The organism is Pradoshia sp. Z3_51 (assembly GCF_058215915.1).
The window spans coordinates 621,075-644,159 of record NZ_JBZAJC010000001.1; the positions used below are offsets into that span (position 1 = coordinate 621,075).

24 protein-coding genes are annotated in these 23,085 nt (G+C 37.2%); all 24 read right to left on the reverse strand.

From position 1 onward, the window contains the following. Nucleotides 1–28 precede the first annotated feature (28 nt). Nucleotides 29–301: an HU family DNA-binding protein gene (locus AC4BHA_RS02905; protein ID WP_049670554.1), complete on the reverse strand. Its 273-nt coding sequence runs from the start codon at nucleotides 299–301 to the stop codon at nucleotides 29–31. A gap of 393 nt (nucleotides 302–694) precedes the next feature. Next, complete coding sequence (gene spoIVA / locus AC4BHA_RS02910) at nucleotides 695–2,173, reverse strand: stage IV sporulation protein A (RefSeq protein WP_066107482.1); 1,479 nt, start codon at nucleotides 2,171–2,173, stop codon at nucleotides 695–697. A gap of 284 nt (nucleotides 2,174–2,457) precedes the next feature. Next, entirely contained in the window at nucleotides 2,458–3,201 is a 744-nt protein-coding gene (locus tag AC4BHA_RS02915) for a YphF family lipoprotein (protein ID WP_490558128.1), read from the reverse strand. Then, on the reverse strand, nucleotides 3,194–3,394 hold the full coding sequence (locus AC4BHA_RS02920) for a DUF2768 domain-containing protein (protein WP_066107485.1): 201 nt from the start codon (nucleotides 3,392–3,394) through the stop codon (nucleotides 3,194–3,196). Before AC4BHA_RS02920 ends, AC4BHA_RS02915 begins: the two co-directional genes overlap by 8 nt. A gap of 264 nt (nucleotides 3,395–3,658) precedes the next feature. Further along, complete coding sequence (locus AC4BHA_RS02925; protein WP_066107488.1) at nucleotides 3,659–4,693, reverse strand: NAD(P)H-dependent glycerol-3-phosphate dehydrogenase; 1,035 nt, start codon at nucleotides 4,691–4,693, stop codon at nucleotides 3,659–3,661. 21 nt (nucleotides 4,694–4,714) lie between these two features. Next, nucleotides 4,715–6,025, reverse strand: a complete 1,311-nt coding sequence (gene der, locus AC4BHA_RS02930; RefSeq protein ID WP_066107491.1) for a ribosome biogenesis GTPase Der — start codon at nucleotides 6,023–6,025, stop codon at nucleotides 4,715–4,717. 285 nt (nucleotides 6,026–6,310) lie between these two features. Then, nucleotides 6,311–6,937, reverse strand: coding sequence for a YphA family membrane protein (locus AC4BHA_RS02935; protein WP_066107492.1), 627 nt, complete (start codon nucleotides 6,935–6,937; stop codon nucleotides 6,311–6,313). 413 nt (nucleotides 6,938–7,350) lie between these two features. After that, nucleotides 7,351–8,490 (reverse strand): 30S ribosomal protein S1, encoded by a 1,140-nt coding sequence (gene rpsA / locus AC4BHA_RS02940; RefSeq protein ID WP_066107495.1) that lies wholly within the window; start codon nucleotides 8,488–8,490, stop codon nucleotides 7,351–7,353. A 141-nt stretch (nucleotides 8,491–8,631) separates the two neighbouring features. Next, on the reverse strand, nucleotides 8,632–9,213 hold the full coding sequence (locus AC4BHA_RS02945) for a lysophospholipid acyltransferase family protein (RefSeq protein WP_066107498.1): 582 nt from the start codon (nucleotides 9,211–9,213) through the stop codon (nucleotides 8,632–8,634). Further along, a complete protein-coding gene (gene cmk, locus AC4BHA_RS02950) occupies nucleotides 9,210–9,890 on the reverse strand; it encodes a (d)CMP kinase (protein ID WP_066107501.1) in 681 nt (226 codons plus the stop codon). The genes AC4BHA_RS02945 and cmk overlap by 4 nt, the downstream gene beginning before the upstream one ends. Nucleotides 9,891–10,018: 128 nt before the next feature. Beyond that, nucleotides 10,019–10,198: a DUF5359 family protein gene (locus tag AC4BHA_RS02955; RefSeq protein WP_139891728.1), complete on the reverse strand. Its 180-nt coding sequence runs from the start codon at nucleotides 10,196–10,198 to the stop codon at nucleotides 10,019–10,021. Nucleotides 10,199–10,247: 49 nt separating this feature from the next. Then, nucleotides 10,248–10,907 carry a flagellar brake protein gene (locus AC4BHA_RS02960; protein WP_066107509.1) on the reverse strand — a complete coding sequence of 220 codons (660 nt, stop codon included), beginning with the start codon at nucleotides 10,905–10,907 and terminating at the stop codon, nucleotides 10,248–10,250. Nucleotides 10,908–11,028: 121 nt separating this feature from the next. After that, entirely contained in the window at nucleotides 11,029–12,390 is a 1,362-nt protein-coding gene (gene ypeB, locus AC4BHA_RS02965) for a germination protein YpeB (protein ID WP_066107512.1), read from the reverse strand. A gap of 10 nt (nucleotides 12,391–12,400) precedes the next feature. Continuing rightward, the gene (gene sleB / locus AC4BHA_RS02970; protein WP_066107513.1) at nucleotides 12,401–13,249 is read right to left on the reverse strand and encodes a spore cortex-lytic enzyme; all 849 of its coding nucleotides are present in this window, start codon (nucleotides 13,247–13,249) and stop codon (nucleotides 12,401–12,403) included. A gap of 419 nt (nucleotides 13,250–13,668) precedes the next feature. Next, nucleotides 13,669–14,349 (reverse strand): glutamic-type intramembrane protease PrsW, encoded by a 681-nt coding sequence (prsW, locus tag AC4BHA_RS02975; RefSeq protein ID WP_066107516.1) that lies wholly within the window; start codon nucleotides 14,347–14,349, stop codon nucleotides 13,669–13,671. A gap of 108 nt (nucleotides 14,350–14,457) precedes the next feature. Continuing rightward, on the reverse strand, nucleotides 14,458–15,423 hold the full coding sequence (locus AC4BHA_RS02980) for an asparaginase (RefSeq protein ID WP_066107519.1): 966 nt from the start codon (nucleotides 15,421–15,423) through the stop codon (nucleotides 14,458–14,460). A gap of 37 nt (nucleotides 15,424–15,460) precedes the next feature. Next, nucleotides 15,461–16,435 (reverse strand): YpdA family putative bacillithiol disulfide reductase, encoded by a 975-nt coding sequence (locus AC4BHA_RS02985; RefSeq protein ID WP_066107522.1) that lies wholly within the window; start codon nucleotides 16,433–16,435, stop codon nucleotides 15,461–15,463. Between the two features lie 195 nt (nucleotides 16,436–16,630). Further along, nucleotides 16,631–17,896, reverse strand: coding sequence for a Glu/Leu/Phe/Val family dehydrogenase (locus tag AC4BHA_RS02990; RefSeq protein ID WP_066107527.1), 1,266 nt, complete (start codon nucleotides 17,894–17,896; stop codon nucleotides 16,631–16,633). Nucleotides 17,897–18,159: 263 nt separating this feature from the next. Then, the gene (locus AC4BHA_RS02995) at nucleotides 18,160–18,750 is read right to left on the reverse strand and encodes an adaptor protein MecA (RefSeq protein ID WP_490558129.1); all 591 of its coding nucleotides are present in this window, start codon (nucleotides 18,748–18,750) and stop codon (nucleotides 18,160–18,162) included. Between the two features lie 74 nt (nucleotides 18,751–18,824). Beyond that, nucleotides 18,825–19,610, reverse strand: coding sequence for a metallophosphoesterase (locus AC4BHA_RS03000; protein ID WP_490558130.1), 786 nt, complete (start codon nucleotides 19,608–19,610; stop codon nucleotides 18,825–18,827). A gap of 83 nt (nucleotides 19,611–19,693) precedes the next feature. Continuing rightward, complete coding sequence (locus AC4BHA_RS03005) at nucleotides 19,694–20,344, reverse strand: CBS domain-containing protein (RefSeq protein ID WP_066107536.1); 651 nt, start codon at nucleotides 20,342–20,344, stop codon at nucleotides 19,694–19,696. A 93-nt stretch (nucleotides 20,345–20,437) separates the two neighbouring features. Continuing rightward, a complete protein-coding gene (locus AC4BHA_RS03010; protein WP_066107539.1) occupies nucleotides 20,438–20,896 on the reverse strand; it encodes a YpbF family protein in 459 nt (152 codons plus the stop codon). Between the two features lie 113 nt (nucleotides 20,897–21,009). Next, on the reverse strand, nucleotides 21,010–21,603 hold the full coding sequence (locus AC4BHA_RS03015) for a CPBP family intramembrane glutamic endopeptidase (protein WP_066107543.1): 594 nt from the start codon (nucleotides 21,601–21,603) through the stop codon (nucleotides 21,010–21,012). Nucleotides 21,604–21,607: 4 nt separating this feature from the next. After that, nucleotides 21,608–23,083 carry a RecQ family ATP-dependent DNA helicase gene (locus AC4BHA_RS03020; RefSeq protein ID WP_148629894.1) on the reverse strand — a complete coding sequence of 492 codons (1,476 nt, stop codon included), beginning with the start codon at nucleotides 23,081–23,083 and terminating at the stop codon, nucleotides 21,608–21,610. Nucleotides 23,084–23,085 lie beyond the last annotated feature (2 nt).

The following is a 23,085-nucleotide window of genomic DNA, read 5'->3' on the forward strand; positions in this document are numbered from 1 at the left end:
CTTATTCAAGTAAAATCGTATGTAAAAATTACTTAACAGCGTCTTTAAGTGCTTTCCCTGGTTTGAATGCAGGTACTTTGCTGGCACTGATTTCGATTTCCTCACCAGTTTGCGGGTTACGTCCTTTACGAGCAGCACGCTCACGAACTTCAAAGTTACCGAAACCAATCAATTGTACTTTATCTCCATTTTTAAGAGCTTCTAAAATGGATTCGAACACTGCGTCTACTGCTTTAGTTGCGTCTTTTTTAGAAAGCTCGCTAGCTTCAGCAACAGCGTTGATTAATTCTGTTTTGTTCATGCCATTCACCTCCTCCCAAAGTATGCTTCCATTCTACTTCAATACTTTTTAAGTTGTAATGAAATATTTTCATCAGTCAAAACAAAAACTTGAAATATTTTGTCATTAATCATTTTTAACATAAAAAACCATTGATAAACATTGATATATAAGGGTTTTTGCTTTGAACTTGATTTCTGATAAAAGATTATCATAATCCATAGACCATATCAAGTAAATTGGCGAATTTACAGGCATTTATTCGAATAATGTAGGTTATTTTTCTATTTTTATTGCCATATCTTCTTATTTGAGGTATTTTGAAAGTTAAAGCATTTATAAAAACACTTGATTTTTGCAAAAAAATACAGAGGATTACGGATCCGTTACGGTCCGTAAAACCCTCTGTATCTGTTAAAGAATAATGGCAATTAATCCGCCAGATCCTTCATTAATGATTCTTTCAAGCGTTTCCTTTAATTTATATCGTGCATTCTCCGGCATCAAACTTAATTTAGCTTGGATTCCCTCACGAACTACAGTAGACAAACTGCGGCCAAATATATCTGAATTCCAGATGCTCAGAGGATTATCTTCAAAATCCGCCATTAAATAACGAACCAATTCTTCACTTTGTTTCTCTGTTCCGATTATAGGGGCAAATTCTGATTCAACATCTACTTTTATCATATGAATGGATGGCGCCACAGCTTTCAGCCTAACTCCAAACCTGGATCCCTGTCTAATGATTTCCGGTTCATCCAGACTCATATCCGCCAGAGAAGGAGAAGCAACACCATAACCCGTTTGTTTAACCATTTTAAGGGCATCCGCGACCTGGTCATACTCCGCTTTCGCGTAAGCAAAATCCTGCATTAATTCAAGCAAATGATCCTTCCCTCGTATCTCAACACCCACAATCTCTTTTAGAACCAGGTCATACAATTCATCAGGTGCTGATAAATCTATTTCGGCTACTCCCTGGCCCATTTCAATCCCAGCCAATGAAGCATGACCAACAAACTCATACTCTTCAAAAAGATGGACGAGTCTATCAACATCTCTAAGCCTTTTAATATCCTGAACCGTTTCTCTTATAGCATCCTGATAGCTGACCCTCAGCCAATGATTTTCATTAAGCACCATAACCCATCTAGGTAGATTCACATTCACTTCCAGAACAGGGAACTCAAACAATGCTTCCCGCAGGACATTTAACACATCCCCTTCCCGCATGCTCTCAACACTTATGGCAAGCACCGGGATATCATATTTTTCCTGAAGCTTAGCACGCAGAATCTCTGTATCCGGGTGATAAGGGCTGACTGTATTAATAATCATGATAAAAGGCTTTCCAACCTCTTTTAGCTCTTCTACGACCCTTTCCTCAGCATCTACATAGTCTAACCTTGGTATCTCTCCTATTGACCCATCTGTCGTCACTACAACGCCAATTGTAGAATGGTCCTGTATGACCTTACGAGTGCCAATTTCAGCTGCTTCATGAAACGGAATTGGCTCTTCATACCAAGGCGTATGAATCATCCTTGGCCCATTCTCATCCTCATATCCTTTCGCACCAGGAACGGTATATCCTACACAGTCAACCATACGAATATTGACCTCTAACCCTTCGTCTACCTGAACCTGTGCTGCCTGGTTCGGCACAAATTTAGGTTCCGTAGTCATGATCGTTCTTCCTGCTGCACTTTGTGGTAATTCATCAATCGTACGTGCTTTTTCAGCTTCACTTTTCATACCAGGAAGAACAACCAACTCCATAAATTTCTTAATAAATGTAGATTTACCCGTCCGAACGGCTCCAACTACTCCTAAATATATATCGCCGCCGGTTCTCTCGGCTATATCCTTAAATATATCGACCCTTTCCAAGAGATCCCCTCCCGATTCCTCCATATATGAGTACATATACGTAATTATTGATAGTCTTATAAACTTGGACACTATATATTTATGCTATAGCCCATTAAACTTATGACTAGTTTTTTCTCTCCTCTCCTTTTATGTAAACAACCGACTGCTATTTTGATTAAAAATGAACCAATTATTCGGAGTATCATGATAAAGCACCGAATTATTCAGGAGATGTCAAAATTTAAAATACAATCTGGAATAAAAAAAACCTTTCTTTTACAATATATTTTGTAAAAGAAAGGTTATTCCTCAATTGCCATAAAGACAGGTTTATTTGCTATTTGATCCCATGTATAAGGTAATGAATAGGCAGGAACAAAGAGGCTGTCTTTCACTAACTCTGCTCTTATATCTTCACCCTTTTTAAATCCCGCCGAACGATCAATAAGTAAATCATATAAATCCGGTGTATAGTCAATGTACAATTCGCCATCTTCGCCTAAAACAAGGTGTAACGATTTACCTGTGAAGGGACTTTTCACGGTAGGTTCCTTGTCAAATCCCATATTTTTATAGTTGAGCGCATAGACATTGGTACCAATTTTTTCTTCAAACGCAGGATAGCCCTGTGATTGAATTTGCAGCTTGGTATCCCGTATTGTCTCGGCTAAACGTAAATCAATCAGCCTAACAGTTGGATTTGTTTCTTCATTAACGAGTGTGTATTCAAAAATCCCGCCATTTTCATAGGCATTTCCCGGAATTTCAGACATATATTTTGGAACCAATTTCTGAAAATCAATTATGTATTTCATATAATACGGTGTATCTTGATCCTTTGTCACAATCGGCAACAGGTTGCCGCCATTATCTTTTCTATATTCCAAAACAGCTTTCTGAACGGATTCGACCTGATCTTCATAGGGTACCTGGTTTTGCTGTAAATTCTCCTGCGGATACATACACCCGGATAGAAAAAGAATTGTACACAACAAGAATGTCATTCCAGATATGTTATGTAGTTTCTTATTCAACACTTTATCCATTTGTAGGACCACTCACAATAATAATGACCATAATAATGGCTGCTATAAACATAGATACATAGGCTATCGTGGCTAAAAGATATTTTAATATACCCTTTAATTTATATCTGCTTAGATATATAGCCAGCACTGCGATTGCCATTAAGCCCATCCCAGCAATCGAAATCCACATTTTTTGCATTGCTATGCTCAATATTCGGCACCCCTTTTTCATCAATTCTTTTTACCATATTTTTAAAAAGAATAATATTTTTTCAACCTTCGCTATTATAACCCAAAATATACCTAAAAGAAAACAAAAACGGAAGCTCGGGTTTTATATACCCAAACTTCCGTCCTGGACTAAATATATAGACTTAGACTAAGTTTATGCTGGCTCAGTCTTTTATAAAGTATACTATGTTTAAATGACCATCTCAGCAAGTAACAAATGCCTATTTTTTGACAAAATCATTAATTAATGATTATTAATCATGCTATCCATCAAATCTTCCATTTCATGCTTCTTGCTTCTAGTCATAAGATCATCTACTTCTGTCTTAATATCCTTGTCATTAAACAGGACATCGTACAAGGCAGTCGTAATTGGCATCTTCACTTGGTATTTCTCCGACAACTGATAAGCTGCCTTCGTTGTTCTCACGCCTTCAACAACCATTCCCATGCTTTCAAGAACCTCTTCAAGATTCTTTCCTTTTCCAAGCATATTACCGGCACGCCAGTTTCTTGAATGGACGCTTGTACATGTTACAATAAGGTCACCGATACCTGTTAATCCAAGGAATGTTAACGGGTTTGCTCCCATCTTCACACCCAGACGAGTGATTTCTGCAAGACCGCGAGTCATCAAAGCGGCTTTGGCATTATCTCCGTATCCAAGTCCATCCGTAATCCCAGCTGCTAAGGCAATAATGTTTTTCAAGGCACCCCCAATTTCCACACCAACTAAGTCTTGGTTTGTATACACGCGGAAATTTTGGTTCATAAATAAATCCTGAATACGCACTGCTGCTTCCATATTTTTAGAAGCAACCGTAACGGTTGTAGGAATCCTTCTGCTTACCTCTTCAGCATGGCTTGGGCCGGAGAGAACAATGATATCTTTTGCTATATCCAAAATTTCTTCTTCTATCATTTCAGATATACGCAGCAAGCTATCTGGCTCTATCCCTTTGCTTACATGGACGATTGTCACTTTATCCTGGACAATCGCTTTAACCTTGCGGGCCACTTCACGAATTGCTTTAGTCGGTACAGCAAAAACAATAACCTCTGAGCCAGACAATGCCTCTTCCAAATCATAGTATGCCTTAATAGCGGAAGGGAGCTTGACATCAGGTAAATAACGAATATTTGCCTGTTCACGATTTATCTCATTGACATGTTCTAACTCATGCCCCCAGATTTTTACCGCATGTCCGTTATCTGCAAGGACAATTCCAAGTGCAGTTCCCCACGAACCTGCTCCCAAAATGGTGACTGATTGTTGCATAGACTCCACTCCTCAAAAAAATTATTTACGTAGTCGAGAAAATATTTTTATAGGCGTTCCTTCAAATCCAAATGCATCTCTAATTTTATTCTCCAGGAAGCGTTCATAGGAGAAGTGCATTAATTCTGGATCATTTACAAAGACAACAAAGGATGGCGGCTTAACGGCCACTTGTGTAGCATAATATATTTTCAACCTTTTGCCGTGATGGGTTGGCGTTGGATTCATTGCTACTGCATCCATTATAACATCATTCAGGACATTCGTTTGGATACGCTGTGCATGGTTTTCACTTGCCAAATTAATCATTGGAAGCAAAGTATGGATACGTGCTTTCGTTTTAGCAGACAAGAACACAATTGGAGCATAGTCAAGGAACTGGAATTCAGCCCTGATTTTCTCTTCAAACTTCTTCATCGTTTTATCATCTTTTTCAACTGCATCCCATTTGTTCACTACAATAACGATAGCTCGTCCTGCCTGATGGGCATACCCAGCAATCTTTTTATCCTGTTCAATAATGCCTTCTTCCCCGTCGAGGACCACTAGGACAACATCTGAACGTTCAATAGCTCGTAATGCACGTAAAACACTGTACTTTTCAGTACTTTCGTATACCTTACCTTTTTTCCTCATTCCAGCGGTATCAATGATGACATAATCATCGCCATTATATTTATATGGAGAATCGACCGCATCTCTTGTTGTTCCTGCGATATTACTTACAATAACGCGCTCTTCACCCAAAATCGCATTAACTAATGAGGATTTTCCAACATTCGGTCTACCGATCAAGCTGAACTTAATCACATCTTCGTCATAGTCAGGTGCTTGGTGATCAGGGAAGCTTTGTACAACAGCATCTAGCAAATCCCCAATTCCAATTCCGTGAGAGCCAGAGATTCCTATTGGTTCACCAAAGCCCAATGCATAGAAATCATAGATCTGATCGCGCATCTCAAAGTTATCCACTTTATTTACAGCAACGACTACTGGTTTCTTTGAACGATAAAGAATTTTTGCCACTTCTTCATCAGCAGAAGTCAATCCCTCTCTGCCACTCGTCATAAAAATAATAACATCCGCTTCATCAATAGCAATCTCTGCCTGTTGACGAATCTGTTCTAAAAACGGTTCATCCCCTATATCAATACCGCCTGTATCAATAATATTGAATTCATGGTTTAACCATTCTCCAGAACTATAAATCCTGTCTCTGGTTACTCCGGCTACGTCTTCTACAATTGATATTCTTTCTCCTACAATCCGATTGAATATTGTAGATTTCCCTACATTCGGCCTGCCTACTATGGCTACAACTGGTTTTGGCATGGTCGTTCATCCTTTCAACTATCCTAGCTAAATTCCTGTTTATTTTCACTGAATTGTTAGCATGTTTAATGTATTTATATTTTATGAAAAAAGAACCCTTCTTAATCATAAAGAAGGGTCTAACTATATTATGATAGCAAACGTTTCGCAAAGTAACAACTCTTCTGCTATATTTCCTTACTATTTTTGACGTGAAATTTAAACTCCCTTGGAGTTTTCCTTTCAATATTCTCGGTAAAAAGTAAACTAAATTACTTTTCTTAATGGAATTTATCCAACAGGTTTTTATCTAACGCCCTTACCTTTTAACCCTACATGCTGCTGATGATAAATCCTTCGCCTCGGTATTCTTTTTGTCCATAGATTATTGGTTTTATTTAAAAGGATAGTAATGGTTATCGCCAGTAACAAAAGGTCCAATGATTCAAATGTACCTATCGCTTTAACTGGAAACCCGTAAACATATAAAATCCCTGAATAAACTGCTTCACCAAGTATAATGGCAACACTAAGTATACTGACCCTTTTAGTTGATTCTAAAAAGATTATACTCAGTACAACCAGCATACCGGCCGCAATATAAATCCAGTTTACAATAAACCATACTGGATATAGAACTGAATAAATTCTAATACATATAAAGGCAATAGTAATAAAAAAAATAGCGACTGTCATTCTAATTAATTCTTTATTCGTCCAATGTCTCCATTGATAAAAAGACCAAAGCAGGGCCGCAATAAAAAACAGATTTAAATGTATACTGAATATATGGATGGACAGACCGGCAAAGCAAATCCCTGCCAATAGTCTGATCATTCCTCTCCGTCTTATCTTAACCGATTCATCTGATATAAAAATAAAATACCAACACCCAAGCCACATTAAACTGAAAAATAAATAACCTTCATGCATAAAAACCTCCCTTAGCAGTATGCCAACTTTCAATTTTTTTAAACATTTCAAATGTAATAGGAAATTGATTTATTAACACATCTTCGGTAAGCAGGGCATTCGATTCTTTTCTATAAATTCAGTAGATACCCAAAGACACCCTCACTTTCATAAACAGATATTCTACATAACAGATTTTTTCAGCCACGCTAATTCTGGCCCTTTAATCGCAATCACGACCAAGTTACACTCTAATCCTCGGGTCATTTCACAAAACTAAATAATACAGAGTGAAGCATAACGCTGATTGGTAACTTTATTCGATTTTTTGTTTATACATAGAAACAGCCCTTCTCTATACCTGAGAAGGGCTGATTTTTACTTAATATTAAACCTAAAGCATGCAAGCCTGTAAGGGCATCTAACACATTACTTTATTTTTTTAAATTCTTTAACTGCTCTCCAATCATTTCACCTAATTGGAAGCCTCTTGTTTCTTCAGGGAGTTCATAGTTATCCATTTCAGCAGCTGGATTTTCTTGCAATTCTTTAATACTTAGAGATAATCTGTGCTCATCCTCATTCACGTCAAGCACTTTAACTTTAATAACATCTCCCTCAGACATAACCTCATGAGGAGTGCCGATATGTTTATGTGAAATTTGAGAAATATGCACCAAACCTTCTACACCAGGGAATACTTCCACAAAAGCACCATAGGATACAAGACGTTTAACCGTCCCTTCCAAAACACTGCCTTTTTTTGCTTTATCAGTAATATCTGACCAAGGTCCAGGCAGGGTCTCTTTTATGGATAATGAAACTCTTTCAGTATCACGGTCAATAGATAAAATCTTGACTCGGACGTTGTCTCCCTCTGAGACAACATCTGAAGGTCTGTCCACATGTTCATGAGAAAGCTGAGATACATGAACTAAACCATCAATACCTCCAATATCAACAAATGCGCCGAAATCAGTTATTCGCTGAACCGTTCCTTCAAGGACTTGGCCAGCCTGTAAAGATTCCAGAACGCCAATTTTTTTCTTTTCTTTCTCTTCACGCACAACATCTCTGTGTGAAAGGATTAAGCGGTTTTTTTCTTGGTCCAGCTCTACAATCTTAAACGCTAGCTCTTTCCCTTTGTAGTCAGAGAAATCTTCAACGAAATAATCTTCGACAAGCGAGGCAGGTACAAATCCACGTACTCCCAAGTCAACAACTAGACCGCCTTTTACAACGTCTTTAACCTCAGTTTCAATTATTTCACCATTTTCAAATGAAACAACCAGGTCTCCCCACGCTTTTTCTGCATCTACTTTTCTTTTCGATAGAATCAGAGCTTCATCTTCGACTTTGATAATCTCAAACTCAAGCTCGTCCCCTTCCTTCACCACATCTGAAGCTTTTTCAACGTGCAGACTGGAGAGCTCACTGATAGGGACAATGCCATCATGCTTACTATTTTCAACTTCAATTACGACTTGTTTTTCTTCAACTTTAGTTACAGTCCCACGCACTCTTTGGCCTACATTAAACTCGGTTACATTAATATTGTTCATATCCTCTGTCATATGTACTCCTCCTAACGATCACGGGTTCAATTACCTTTCAATTTATATTTAATACCACTAATCCGCCAGTATTAAACAATATTCTAAATAATCTCTTTTTTCTAACTTCTTATAATTTGTACTATTTGTCAAGCAGGATGTTTAGCGGTTTTGATCAATCAATTGCTTTATATGAGCCATTATGACTTTCGTCACTTCCTCAGGGGAGGCTTTTTGACTACGGTATTCTTCCATGTCAATTGGAGGACCGTATATAACTTTTGTTTTAGAAAATGGTTTATAGGAACCAATCACGGCACAGGGAATAACTTTAGCGTCCGTTCTCAACGCAAAGAAGCCTGCACCCGCAAGACCCTCTCCCAATTCACCTGTCTTACTGCGAGTTCCTTCAGGAAACAGACCTAAGACATGTCCATCTTTTAAAGCACCCAATCCCTTTCGCAAGGCATTCCGGTCACTCATACCTCTTTTAATAGGAATGGCATGAACACGCGGTAAAATAGTTTTAAGAACAGGTACATTAAACAGTTCTTCTTTAGCGATAAAATGAACATCCCGCGGGCACGTCATCCCTACAACTGGCGGGTCTAATTCACTGATATGATTGGAGCATAATAAAACACCGCCTGTCTCAGGAAAATGTTCTCTTCCTGAAACTGAGACACGGTATAAGGGAGTTAGAGCTATCTTTACTACGCCCCTGGCAAATCTATAAAAGCTCATCCATATACTCCTTTCTCATTCGCTATCTTCATAATAGCATCCACCACTTCATCAATTGAAAGACTTGTTGTATCAAGTTCAATTGCATCTGCTGCTTTTTTCAAAGGAGATACTTCTCTTTCTGAATCAAATTTATCACGGGCCGCAATATCTTGTTTTAATTGTTCAATATCCGAGTCAAACCCTTTTAAGATATTTTCTTCATGTCTTCTTTTGGCACGCTCATCTACACTTGCAAGCATAAAGATTTTGACTTCAGCATTTGGCATAACTTGAGTACCTATATCTCTGCCATCCATTACAACGCCGCCTTGTTCAGACAGGAGCTGTTGTCGTCGAACCATTTCTTCACGGACCAGTTTATGCTGAGAGACAGCGGAAACATTTTTAGTTACATTCGGCGTTCTTATCTCTTCAGATACAATAACTCCATCAACCAGTACATCTTGTCCTTGTTCACTATTCTGCAATTTTATATCCGTAGACATTAATAGATCATAAAGAGCTGCTTCGTTATTCGGATCTATTCCATTATTTAATGCCTTATAAGTTAAAGCCCTGTACATTGCACCTGTATCAATATATATGTATGTTAGCCTTCTAGCAATAATTTTCGCTACTGTGCTTTTACCTGCAGCAGCAGGACCATCAATAGCAATCGATAATTTCTTTTTCATTTGTTCCTCCTTGTTGTACACAAAAATTAATCATGACTATTTTAACACAGCTTTACAGGATATAAATCAATATGAATGTAAAAAAATGAGACAAAGTACTTTACTTTGTCTTTAGAAAACCTAAATATTCATTTATTGGAAATTGCATCCATAATCGCTGTATAATTATTTTCGATGACGCCTTCATATCTTGCGAGTGTTTTCCATTTAGTAAAGGTATGTTCACGATGAAAAACAAGCTGAAAAAATAATAAAAATAAAAGTTGAATGATAGCCATTTTCTTGATAAATCGCTCTACCGCATTCATATGGAACAATCCTCCTCTTACTTATGAGTTTGTCCATACAGATATGTATTTAATCCCCAAAACCTCTGTTTCTTTCCTCCAATTGCCTTTCAAAACAATAACGCAGCAAAATTTGCCGTTCTGCTTCAGTGATTTCGGTAAATTCGACAGATACTTTTTTTCTATTATTCAAAACTTCGACAATTCTTTTCACTTGTACCTGAATGGGTAGTTCACACACTTCCCTATTTCTCATCTCAAATGTAAACTGCAGTATTAGATTAGTATGAGTATCAATCTTTAAATTTTGAGGAACAATGATTGCTGCTCCTCCTGCGCTAATATCCGTTGTTAATGCCGTAAAGGGGGGGAATTCATTATTAATGGGCTGTACATTTACTTTTGTGGACAAGCTTACACGCACATATTCTCTTCGCTGAATTTTTTCCAGATATTCATCACCAGGATAATCTAAAAGCAGCAAAGGTATATTTTCCCTTACTCTTCCCTGGATTTCCGTATTAAACAGATAGGTATTTTGATCCTTTCCAACAAATGTTCCCCTGAAATTCGTTCCATTTATTAAGTAATCTATTCTGTTCGTATATATATTAACTGGATAATCAATATAAAGAATCCCATCTCTAACATCCATTAACTTGCATCTATATGTTTCAGGCTGATCTAATTGGCTCTTCTCAAGTATGATGGTCATTCCGATTGTTAACATAGTTAAACCATTTCCCCTCTGACATGTGTAAGAATATTCCAAAACAAGGACTTATGTACTATTATGACAGAGAATACAAAAAAGGAAAAGACCGTTTCCAGCCTTTTCCTTAGATTATTTTTTATGAGACATCATCATACACTTTTCTTGCTTCATGCATGATTTCTACTTTTTCTTCATGCCCGTTTTCAGCATTAATAAAAATTCGGTAGGTATCATCGCCTACTGTTCCCATAAATTCATAACAGAGTACATCTTCATATAAATTATTTGTGATAACGGCTAATCTTTTTTCCATAATCATTACTTTTCCACTGATTTGCTTTTCAGCTTCTTTTTCAGTGATAGCCGGTTTATTAATTTTTCTTTCCTTATCATGATTTTGAAGATAATCGTCTGCTCCCAATCCGATGATATCTCCATTATCTAGTGCTACTTTGATACGGATTGCTTCAGGATAGATCCTCACTTGATCTTTAACCGTTACAAACGTATAAACACCAACATTATTATATTGAGTACTTTCAAATAACTCCATATTCTGATAGCCCATGTTATTCAGATATTGCCGAGCTTTCTTATATCCATCGTTTAACCCGATCTTAGCATCGGATACTTGACGATCATTAATAATATAAATTGGATGTCCACCTTTTTTAGTCAAATCGATTCCAATCATATTACCTGTAGAAGCACTCTTCAAATTCACATGATAGAACTCGTATTTTGAACCATCCTTATTTGCAGTTACGCTGACAGTTTTAGCATTAGAGACACCTGTATATTTTTTTGCCAGTTCAATTGCTTCCTTACGGGTTATTTCTTTTCCGGACAAATTTTTATAATCTATGTTTTTTTCCTCCACAGATGTAAATGTAGGTCCATATTCACTTTTTTGTCCAATTGACTTTACATTTTTATCTATCGTTTTAAGTCCATCAATAACTTGGTTGTCCCGTTGGCTGTCCCCCTTCGTATCCGCCAAAGCTGTTTCCACATCCATCCAACGTAAATCATTGTCGCTGATTTTCCTTTGAACACTCCTTAGCTCATCTCTTATTTCCGTTGCGTCACTATACAGAGCTTTTAATGTATTATATTCTTCATCAGATAGCGGACTTTTATCTAAATCTCGCACAGATGTCTTATAGGCGAAATCACCGATATTAGTTAAAAATTTCTCCGTTTCATGAAATGGCATTAATGTTAGGGGCAAATGACCAACATTATTATGTGCTTCACTTGTTAATCTCCAAACCTCAGCCAATGCCGGAGATAGAGAATCCTTTGTATTCATAGCCAATGTCGTCCCGATTTTATCATTTAACACATCAATTTGATAGTTCAGATCATTAAAGGCACGCTGATAATTATTCTCGGTTTGATTCATGATAGCTATTTTTTCTTGATGATCCTGATATGCCCAGTACGCTGTTCCAACTAAACCGATTAGCAATACAGCAATCACGATATTTCTTATCATTACATTCACCTCAGTTGCAGAATATATGCTTGCCGATTTTTTTTATTTGCGGACGACTCCATATCCATGAACTTGTCGCTGTTTCCGGGTTAAAATAATATTCAGCTTCACCGGTCGGATCCCAACCATTGATAGCATCTATAACTGCGTTTCTTGAACTCTCATTAGGTTCAAGCCAGATTTGTCCGTCAGCTACCGCAGTAAATGCTCCCGACTGAAATATAACCCCTGAAACTGTATTTGGAAACGATGAACTTTGGACCCTATTCAAAATAACCGCAGCAACTGCTACCTGACCCTCGTATGGTTCACCTCTCGCTTCACCATGAACTGCGTTCGCCATTAACTTTATATCACTTTCCGAAAATCCAGCTGGTATATTTGCAGCTGTACCGGTCGTCTTTGTGGATGTGTTCTTTTTCGCCGTATTTGTTGATTTTGTCGTTTTATTCGATGATGATTTTGGCTTAACTTGATGCTCAATTGGAGTTCCCTGATAATAAGTAAACTCATTTCCTGAATTGATTTGTTTTTTCACCCAGGAAGCATTGTAATTAGAGGCGCTAACCAGTTTACTTTTAGTCTTTGCTCCACCTAACCCATCAATAGGTAAGCCGAATTGTTCCTGAAAATTACGCAATGCCCAGTATGTTCCCCATCCAAAGACCCCATCTATTTTTCCATGATAAAAGCCTATATTTTGAAGACGCGCCTGTAATTCGATGACATCATCTCCGACAGCTCCCCTTTGAATCACTTGATTGGTAAATGCTTCAGTCTGGATATCAAAAATGGGTGAGAGGAATAAAAAACAACCAATTATTGAAAAGGATACTAACTTCCTTACTAAACCCTTCATTTCATGCCCTCCTGTAGAATTAATGACAGTAAGGGTAGTTTTTGCAAACACATATAAAATATTCAGTCCAACATGAAAATCATTTTCAAACTAGAGGATTGATGATTATAAAAATAAGTTGCATACAAAAGCTTTTTGAGCTGATAGCAGAGAAAAGCAAAGTTGAATGGAGGTAGGGAAAAATCATTTAGGATTGTAGAAGCAGTGGGGTATGAAGCATATTCTTTGTAACATAATAAGCAACAATTTCAGGATGAATTCATGACCTTTATTTACCCTGGAGGATTAAAGCCGCAGACAACATAAATAGATAAAACATCCTTTAAAATAAAAAAAACAAACCCTAATCAAATCTACTCCTAAAAAGAAGCAGATTTAGATTTAGTGTTTGTTTCTATTTTACTGCAGTTTACAGTTTATTAAACTGATTCAAATGACTGTTTAAAAGCCTTTTCTGTTAAAATTCTTGCCTTTTTTACTTTCCAAAGTCCGAGACCCCATAGACAGAACATAAATGGAATTAAATATACATACCATTTTTCCTGCTCCATCAATATATAGTTAAAGGAACCATGCAAGGCAATCGGAATGAACAAGGCTGTCAGCATATAAGTCAGCTTTAACCTGGGCTGGGTTTGGAATTTGGCTTTCCCAAAATAAAAGCCCATGATGACCCCAAACAGTCCATGACTTGAAACAGGGAACATCGCTCTTCCCCATGCATATTCAAGCCCATTCGAAAATAAATAGAGGATATTTTCCAATGTTGCAAACCCCAAAGAAATAGAAACTCCATAAACAATTCCATCATAGGGTTCATCAAAATCAACATGGCCATAGATCAACCAAAGGAATAAAGCCCACTTAATCAGCTCTTCTACCATTCCCTTTTCAAAGAAGGCATCAGCCCAAACAGAAAGAAAAAGCCCTTCTGCCTGGATGACATATTGAATAAACATAACAGGTATGACAAATAACGCACCATAGATAAATACTTTAAATACAACTGATACAGGCTCAGTGTTATATTGATCTTTCAGGTAAAAATAAATTAGCAAGGCTATACCAGGTGCAACGCCCGCTGTTAATATATTTAACATGGATTACCCTCTCTTTTTTACTCTTTCGTCCTTTAATCGTAACACGGACGAAAAAAAAAGAAAATCAAGAATTCTCACAGCTTTCATGTGATTAGTGTAATTCGAACCCTACAACTTAAACGCAGCCTTGATATCGACATTACCATTGGATAATAATATGGCCAATTTCAATCTTGCCTTCTTGCTGTCATAATCCTCACCTAGAATCACACCCCTATTTTGCAGGTCATGCGCACTGCCGTGGTATCCATAGGCAGGATACACTTTTCCTTCTTCCGCACTTGTACTGATAACAATTGTTATCCCGTTATCCAAAGCAGATTGGATTGAGTTGACCATTAAAGGTGTTACTTGCCCACGGCCGACTCCTTCTAGCACAATTCCACGTGCGCCGGCATTTACAGCGGCATCAATCATAATCCCATCTGCACCTGTATAGCATTTTACGATATCAACGCGCGGTATTTCCGGACCGATTTTGTAAGATTCATTATAGATCGGCTTTTGATAGACGCTGACTACATCATTATCGATGATTCCAAGATATCCATAACCAAATGATTCAAAGCCCTGGAGATTCGAAGCATGGACTTTTTTCACGTATCTTGCAGAATATATCCGCTCATTAAAGACAACCAAAACTCCGCTATGCTTTAAGTGTTGATTTGCGGCTACATAGATTGAATTCCGTAAATTGGAATATACATCGGTTCCGACATCCTGAGGGGAGCGCTGTGAGCCTGTTACCACTATTGGTCTTGGATCTTTAGTTGTTAAATCAAGAAAATAAGCCGTTTCCTCTAACGAATCCGTTCCATGAGTGACTACCACTCCACAAACTCCTTCATCCTCCAATTCCTTTTCAATGGCTTCTTTTATTAAAACCATATCTTCGAAACCAATATGCATGGAAGGCTTTTGCATTAAATCTATAATTTTTATATCGAAACCCTCCGGCAACTGACAGAGTGCTGCTAATTCCTCACCACTCATAGCACCCGAATTCAGAAGTCCTTTAGAGATTTCTTTACTGGCAATCGTTCCACCAGTCGTAATTAGTGAAATTTTCTTCATTTTACACCTCTTAACAAGTAATCAAGCATTCTTAATGCTACTCCAACCCTTCCTTATCTTTTACCGCATTTGCTATTTGTCCACCATGAAATCTTCCATTCTCAATAAAAATTTCATTAGCATTATTTCCGGCCACAATCACACCAGCCACAAATAGGTTCTCTATGTTTGTTTCCATTGTTTGCTCATCAATCATTGGTTTCCCTGTATCACTTTGTATTTCAACACCTACATTGGTTAGAAGGCTGTAATCCGGATGGTACCCTGTCATAGCAAAAACAAAATCATTTTGTATTTCGATTATTTGCCCCTCTTTTTCATAAATGACAGTTTGCTCTTTAATCTCTTTTACGACTGAATTAAATTCCATTTTGATAATTCCGTTGCGGACATATGATTCAAACTCGGGCAAAATCCAAGGTTTAATGCTTTTTGAATAAACATTTCCCCGATATATGACTGTTACTCTTGCTCCCGCTTTTACAAGCTCTAGCGCAGCATCTACGCTTGAATTTTTGCCACCGATCACAACCACATCCATATCGTAGAAAGGATGTCCTTCTTTGAAATAATGGTATACCTTATCCAAATTTTCACCTGGTATATTCATCATATTTGGTTGATCATAATAGCCCGTTGCAATGATACAGTATGGTGTTTCATATTCATTTTTGGTTGTTTTTATTCTAAATAATCCATTCTTCTGCTTTTCTATTACTTCCACACATTCATATGTATTTATTCTGAGATTCTTCCTCTTCGCTACTTCTCTATAGTATGTTAATGCCTGGAGTCGAATAGGTTTCCGATTTTCAGTAATGAAAGCGACATCCCCAATTTCTAATTTCTCACTGGTTGAGAAAAAGGTTTGATGTGTTGGGTAATGATAAATCGAATTAACAATATTCCCCTTTTCAATAATCAATGGATTTTTACCAATTTCCTTTAAACTAATGGAAGCTGACATACCACATGGTCCGCCGCCAATCACAATTGCTTCTTCATAGTGCATACTTCTTTCCTCCAAATAACCGTAAACTGGAATTTCAATTTGTATGTAGTATCTAGTACTTCTCAATGAATATTTAAATAACCTTTTTAGAATAACATTTTTAGAATAACATTTTTAGAACCTAAACTCATCCACCACATGCAAAAAAGTTTTCTATCTCACGAGGGACAGAAAACTTTCTTATTGTTTGCAGTATTAAATCCAGCCTCTGAAACGCGATGCTTCGGCCATTTTCCGTACCCCAACCATATAGGCGGCGAGGCGCATGTCTACACGGCGGGATTGAGCTGTATCGTAGATGGTATTAAATGATTTAACCATTACTTTTTGTAATTTTTCCTCAACTTCTTCTTCAGTCCAATAGTATCCTTGATTATTCTGTACCCATTCAAAATAAGATACTGTAACACCACCGGCAGAAGCTAAAACGTCCGGTACTAACAGTATACCGCGATCTGTTAGAATACGCGTTCCTTCCAAAGTGGTTGGACCATTAGCAGCTTCAACGACAATCTTCGCTCGTATATTGTGAGCGTTTTCGTCTGTAATTTGATTTTCAATTGCGGCAGGTACCAAAACATCACATTCAAGTTCAAGTAATTCTTGGTTGGTTATCGTATTCGTGAATAGGTTGGTTACTGTACCAAAGCTGTCTCGACGATCCAGCAAGTAATCAATATCAAGGCCATCGGGATCATGTAAAGCCCCATTTGCATCTGAAATACCGATTACCTTGGCACCGGCATCATGCATGAATTTTGCCAAAAAGCTTCCTGCATTTCCAAAGCCTTGGACAACAACTTTCGCTCCTACTAAATCCATTCCACGTTTTTTAATCGCTTCATGGATACAAATAGTTACCCCTTTGGCAGTGGCTGATTCCCTGCCATGTGAACCGCCAAGAACAAGCGGTTTACCGGTAATAAATCCCGGAGAGTTAAATTCATCTATACGACTGTATTCATCCATCATCCAGGCCATAATCTGTGAATTGGTGAAAACATCCGGTGCCGGGATATCTTTTGTAGGACCGACCAATTGGCTTATCGCCCTGACATATCCACGGCTAAGCCTTTCCAATTCCCGAAAAGACATATTGCGCGGATCACATATGATACCGCCTTTTGCCCCTCCATACGGTAAGTCTACAATGCCACATTTCAAACTCATCCATATGGATAAAGCTTTAATCTCATTCTCTGTAACATTAGGATGAAAACGAATTCCACCTTTTGTCGGACCTATAGCGTCATTATGTTGAGCACGATAACCAGTGAAAACCGTTACAGAACCATCGTCCATTTTAACAGGGATTTTCACAGTTAGCATACGAAGCGGTTCCTTCAATAATTCAAATACCTCTTCTGGATATCCAAGCTTATCTAAAGCCTTATGGATGACAGTCTGAGTCGATTTTAAAACATCTAGTTTGTCCTCAGTGGAATGATGGTCGGCTGTCATTATAGTACCTCCTACAGATGTATAATAAGTAATATTTTCCTACCAGCATAAGTATACAACTTTGGCAATTGTCTGGAAAGTGAAATAATAGAATAATAGGGTTAAAAATTACAAAACAAAAATTTTTGAAAAAATATTCAGATTTATTATTCGCTTTTATAAATTCAGTATACTTAATAAAGCCTGGAAAGTGCAAGAGTACTGTTTTGGCCTTTATAAACACGCTTAGATTAAATAAAAATAACCACATCTTTTAGATGCGATTATGATAGGAAATATTTTTTTATAATAGTAATTATATTCTCTTTACTTATCCTGTGTCCGTAATCCGACAGGTATTCTTTACTCAAGGTCGAGAATTCTCCAAACTCCAAAAGAATAGACATAAGAGTTGCTTGGTTTATAAGAGTATCTTCTTTTATCTCTAAATAGTATTTGGACTTCCAAAAATAAAGGATTCCTTTCACATTCCAGCTAGTCTTTATAATTCTGCAAGCTTGTACCACATCATCAAACTCCGCAAATTCATATATGACTTGATCTCGCTTCATTATATTAACAGATAGGTACCCTTCTATTTCTTCTTCTTCTTCGAGATCTTCGTTTAAATTGTACGCATCCCTTTTTAAAATTATATAGATTCCGTAGCATGGATAAGAGTATACATCCATCTGAAAAAATCCAGCAACCAAATTCCCACATTCTTCAAGCACTTCTTGAATAATATGATAAAAAAAGCTATGGGTTTCCACCGAATGACTGGTTAGCACCTGACAGGTAACACCTCTGTCTTCCAATTCATCGTAGGGAATAAATAGTTTGAACAATGTCGGATTGATTTGTTTAAGCTTCATGAAAAAATCCTCCTGTAGCTACTCTCTCCATTCCATTGTATGAAGGGAGTCACAGTCGGTACCTTGTTTTAAAATCATGAAGGAGTTAACTTCTTTAAATGGATTAAATGAGTCTCAGGTTTTGCCATTAATCGCAGCGGAAGTAAGCTTGTTCCATATCCATTACTTGTTAGGATGGTCGTATCATTCCTCTCGCTGACGCCGCCCAATTTATATCTGCCCATTCCAAAAATCCTAATTTGCCCCCCATGTGTATGGCCGCTCAATACTAAATCAATTCCATATGATTTCTCAATTTCCTTTTCAATTTTAGGAGTATGACTGGCTAGAATTCTAAAACTGTCAGATTCCGCTTCTTCCATTGCCAAATCAAGCCGCCCCGTTTGTTCCTCTTCATCATAAAAGTCAATTCCAAGCAGGCGTATTTTACCGCCATCCTTTGTTTCAAACAGTACGCTTGTATCTAGTAATTCATGGATATCCAACTCTACAAAAAGTGCATCCAGTTCATGTCTATCTATTTCATAATCATTATTACCCCATATGAAATAAACAGGACCTACACTTTTTAATTTAGTTAAATTTTCTTTTATTCTATCTAGCGGTACCCCTTTTTCAGCTAGGTCACCGCCAATTAAAACAAAATCAGCCTTCCCTTTTACCTGCCCAATAATTTCATTACTGATGACCCGCCTATGTATATCTGAAATAAAAAAGATTGTGATGGTCTCATCACTTGGAAATGTACTGAATTCAAACGTATGATCAATCACTCGGTCCTGATGCGCAAGCCTGTACATATATATGAGTAAGCACACACATAAAGCAATTAATAAACCAAAAAAGAACAGCACTGCCATAGTATCTCCCTTTCAATCCTTTATATCTTATAACTAAAAGAAGCCAGCCTAATAAATGACTAGCTCTACATTTATTTATATCTTTATTTTTGATCAATATGCAAAACTTTTTCATCAATATGCAAGACTCTAAAGCCTGATTCCTCTAATTTACGGATAAATTTATCTACATTCGGCGCTTTCACTACTTTAATGACAATGCGCCTTAAAAGTTTATCGGTTTCATCAAAGGTAACTAATGAAATTATTTGTTGCTGATATTGCCTTGCAATCTCAGTTAACCTGGCAATACGCCCCTTGGTTTCGACTGTAGTTAATGCTATCCTCACACCAGGTACATGAACGCCAAAGGTACTCTGGAATTGTTCAATTATATCATAGCGCGTAACAATGCCATGGAAATACTCGTAATCATCCACTACGGCTAATAAAGGTGTCTCTTTTAAGTCCAAAAATATATTTTCGTATATTTCGTCTTCTTTTAATGTTTTGTTTACCTCAGCGATCGATTCTGCTTTTGTTTCCTTTAAAAAAATATCTCTCGGCAGCTCTGATAAGAAGGCTGCTTTGTATACTCGATACCTTGTGATCGTACCTATATACTTATTTCCTTTAAGAACTGGCACTCCCTCAATTTGATGTTCATCCAGCACCGAGAAAACCTCTTGAAGAGTATCATTGTAAGAAACCGTATGACAATGATATTTTGAAATCATGATATTCTTTACAAACATCAAAGCACCCCCACCGCAATCTAGTATAAACATTCCCTATAATTGATACTTATTCGACAAATCTCAGACTTTACCTGCCTATTTTGTGAAAAATTATTTATTTTCGTGAAAAAGATTAATATCATATAAATCTTTAAATTTATTAAAGAGGATATGTCTATTTTTCCAAGCTACATCATTTTTCCATAGATCCTTACTCCTATCTATAATCTCACATCGCAGTGCGTGAAATTCCTTTTCTGCCTTGTCCATCTTTTTTTTGTAATAAAGCATCCCTCCATACATAAAGGCAAGCATTAGCATACAGAGAATGATAAACTCATTGTCAAAAAAATAGTTATACATGGACATAAAAGAATAAGAATAAAGAGGAATAATGTTCTTATATACATAAACAACTAGAATTGCTGTTAAACCTAATGTAATGTAAATAAATAAAAAATGACGGGATTTATAATGATCGAACTTGCGTTTTCTTTTCACCACATTGTTGAGCATTATTTTTGTAGCCTCATCGGTATGTTCGTCCAAATCATTGATATACGCTTCCATAAACCACCTCTCCTTTTCATAATCATGTTTATGAAAAGAAGCGGTCAATTATGTAATTCTTGTCCATTATTTATTTACCCGTTCCCTATACATGCTTACTTTTACTAAATCTATTATAAGACTGCTTTTACCTTGCCAGCTTGCTTATTTATGACAAATCCAAGGATTAAATCAATGGTGAAATGCATCGCGATTGTAACAAATAAATTGCCTGTCCACTCATAGATAAACCCAATAAAGAAACTTAACAGTAAGATATTCACAAACAAGTATACATTATATAAATACCTTATATGGATTAGTGCAAATATGAGGCTGGCCATCCATAAACCAACATATGTTTGAATGATTCCCCTGAATAATAATTCCTCACTGATAGAAACTAAAAGGACAATAAAGACTAGTTGCCGTCCATTGAGAGAACTAAAAATACGTTGATTGATTCCGCCATCATTAAAGTATCTCTCGGGAAGATACCTCATCGAAAGTAAGTCGTAGAGAACTACCAGCAATCCTGCTGGGATTCCTATAAGAAGGATAGACCAATCTTGAAAATCAAATAACAATAAAAACTCCTGTATATCATCAAAGACCCATATCCCCAAAAAAGAGGAGATTATAAGCAAAAGCAATTGAGTTTGAATCAATGCCTTGTATAGTTCTTCATCCTTTAACTGACTCACGAGCTCTGCCTGTTTATTTTTCATTTGTTTACTCTGCCCTTCCAGTAAATAATTGTTTCAATTGCATACGCCAATTTTGATCTTCCCGAGGAATGTCTTGCCGTTGTTTTGGAAGGATAGCGATAAGTGCATCTAGTGTTGCTCCACACCGGTCACAGCAAGTCTTTGTTTTATTCTGTAGCTCCTGATTAAAATAGGAAGCGATGCTGCTCTTTCTGCACTCAGTGGAAAGAATCCATTTTTTCAATAGATATAATTTCATGAGTTTTTCTTTTTTTCGATTTTCCAGTTCTACATCTATTCGCTCAATTCGTTCATAGGGGTCAAGAATATTCCCCTTTAATAAAGCCTTATTTAATTCTTTTATCCGTTCTATTTTGTCATCACCAATAAACTCCTCAGCTGTAAGATTGGAGGCCTCATGATGAATAACCCATTCAATTTCTGAACGAATTGGAAAATCTCTTTCAATCAGATGGGAAGCTTGCCATTCATCTCCTTCTGAATATAACAATATGGCCACTGCCGGCAATCCATCTCTTCCAGCCCTGCCTATTTCCTGTACATATGCCTCCACACTCAACGGCATGTTTACATGTAAAATAAATCGTATATCATTTTTATTAATCCCCATACCAAATGCATTGGTGGCCACGATGATTCTTAACTGCCCAGATAAAAATTGCTGCTGAATCAGGATTCGGTCACTAGTTTCCATACCGCCATGATAATAAGCAACACCATCAAAGCCCTTTTCTAGTAGAAATCCACTTAATTGTTCAGCAAGTTTTCGGCTGGATACATATATAACCCCTGCACCTGGCACTTTATTCAGTGCATCAATTAAAATTTGAAGCTTATGCTGATAATCAGCGGCTTCTTCTACCAGGATACTGATATTCTCCCTGTTCACACTATGGATTACTCTCGCCGCATCCTCCATACATAAATTTTTTAAAATATCCTCTTGAACCTCAGGAGTAGCAGTAGCTGTTAAAGCTAAGGTCAATGGGTTATTCAGTTCTTCTCTAATACGGCCGAGCTGCAAATAACTCGGTCTAAAATCATAACCCCATTGTGATATACAGTGCGCTTCATCTACAACAAACAATGCAATGTTGAGCTTTTTTAATTTATCTAAAATAAATCTGGATTGCAGCATTTCTGGCGAGATATATAAAAATTTTAATAATGATAATGACCTCAGCACCATATCCCGTTCCTGCAGGGTTAAAAATGAATTTAAGGAGGCAACCTTTTTTTCGCCTTTCGCCTTCATTTGTTCTACCTGATCTTGCATAAGAGCCAACAATGGTGAAATGATAATAACCAATCCATCCATCAAGTATCCGGGCATCTGAAAACACAAGGTTTTACCGGTCCCAGTTGGCAGCATAGCAAGTGTATCTTTGCCGGTGATAATGGATTCTATCACTTCCTTCTGTCCAGTTCGAAACGTTTGGAATCCGAACATTTTTTCTAATTGAGCTTCTAGCGGCTGCATAC

What these genes read in the sequence shown, in the direction of transcription:
- AC4BHA_RS02905 (WP_049670554.1), bottom strand. Translation starts at nt 301, where the DNA reads ATGAACAAAACAGAATTAATCAACGCTGTTGCTGAAGCTAGCGAGCTT.
- AC4BHA_RS02915 (WP_490558128.1), bottom strand. Translation starts at nt 3,201, where the DNA reads ATGGATAAAGTGTTGAATAAGAAACTACATAACATATCTGGAATGACA.
- AC4BHA_RS02925 (WP_066107488.1), bottom strand. Translation starts at nt 4,693, where the DNA reads ATGCAACAATCAGTCACCATTTTGGGAGCAGGTTCGTGGGGAACTGCA.
- der (WP_066107491.1), bottom strand. Translation starts at nt 6,025, where the DNA reads ATGCCAAAACCAGTTGTAGCCATAGTAGGCAGGCCGAATGTAGGGAAA.
- AC4BHA_RS02935 (WP_066107492.1), bottom strand. Translation starts at nt 6,937, where the DNA reads ATGCATGAAGGTTATTTATTTTTCAGTTTAATGTGGCTTGGGTGTTGG.
- rpsA (WP_066107495.1), bottom strand. Translation starts at nt 8,490, where the DNA reads ATGACAGAGGATATGAACAATATTAATGTAACCGAGTTTAATGTAGGC.
- AC4BHA_RS02945 (WP_066107498.1), bottom strand. Translation starts at nt 9,213, where the DNA reads ATGAGCTTTTATAGATTTGCCAGGGGCGTAGTAAAGATAGCTCTAACT.
- cmk (WP_066107501.1), bottom strand. Translation starts at nt 9,890, where the DNA reads ATGAAAAAGAAATTATCGATTGCTATTGATGGTCCTGCTGCTGCAGGT.
- AC4BHA_RS02955 (WP_139891728.1), bottom strand. Translation starts at nt 10,198, where the DNA reads ATGAATGCGGTAGAGCGATTTATCAAGAAAATGGCTATCATTCAACTT.
- AC4BHA_RS02960 (WP_066107509.1), bottom strand. Translation starts at nt 10,907, where the DNA reads ATGTTAACAATCGGAATGACCATCATACTTGAGAAGAGCCAATTAGAT.
- ypeB (WP_066107512.1), bottom strand. Translation starts at nt 12,390, where the DNA reads ATGATAAGAAATATCGTGATTGCTGTATTGCTAATCGGTTTAGTTGGA.
- sleB (WP_066107513.1), bottom strand. Translation starts at nt 13,249, where the DNA reads ATGAAGGGTTTAGTAAGGAAGTTAGTATCCTTTTCAATAATTGGTTGT.
- prsW (WP_066107516.1), bottom strand. Translation starts at nt 14,349, where the DNA reads ATGTTAAATATATTAACAGCGGGCGTTGCACCTGGTATAGCCTTGCTA.
- AC4BHA_RS02980 (WP_066107519.1), bottom strand. Translation starts at nt 15,423, where the DNA reads ATGAAGAAAATTTCACTAATTACGACTGGTGGAACGATTGCCAGTAAA.
- AC4BHA_RS02985 (WP_066107522.1), bottom strand. Translation starts at nt 16,435, where the DNA reads ATGCACTATGAAGAAGCAATTGTGATTGGCGGCGGACCATGTGGTATG.
- AC4BHA_RS02990 (WP_066107527.1), bottom strand. Translation starts at nt 17,896, where the DNA reads ATGACAGCCGACCATCATTCCACTGAGGACAAACTAGATGTTTTAAAA.
- AC4BHA_RS02995 (WP_490558129.1), bottom strand. Translation starts at nt 18,750, where the DNA reads ATGAAGCTTAAACAAATCAATCCGACATTGTTCAAACTATTTATTCCC.
- AC4BHA_RS03000 (WP_490558130.1), bottom strand. Translation starts at nt 19,610, where the DNA reads ATGGCAGTGCTGTTCTTTTTTGGTTTATTAATTGCTTTATGTGTGTGC.
- AC4BHA_RS03005 (WP_066107536.1), bottom strand. Translation starts at nt 20,344, where the DNA reads ATGTTTGTAAAGAATATCATGATTTCAAAATATCATTGTCATACGGTT.
- AC4BHA_RS03010 (WP_066107539.1), bottom strand. Translation starts at nt 20,896, where the DNA reads ATGGAAGCGTATATCAATGATTTGGACGAACATACCGATGAGGCTACA.
- AC4BHA_RS03015 (WP_066107543.1), bottom strand. Translation starts at nt 21,603, where the DNA reads ATGAAAAATAAACAGGCAGAGCTCGTGAGTCAGTTAAAGGATGAAGAA.
- AC4BHA_RS03020 (WP_148629894.1), bottom strand. Translation starts at nt 23,083, where the DNA reads ATGCAGCCGCTAGAAGCTCAATTAGAAAAAATGTTCGGATTCCAAACG.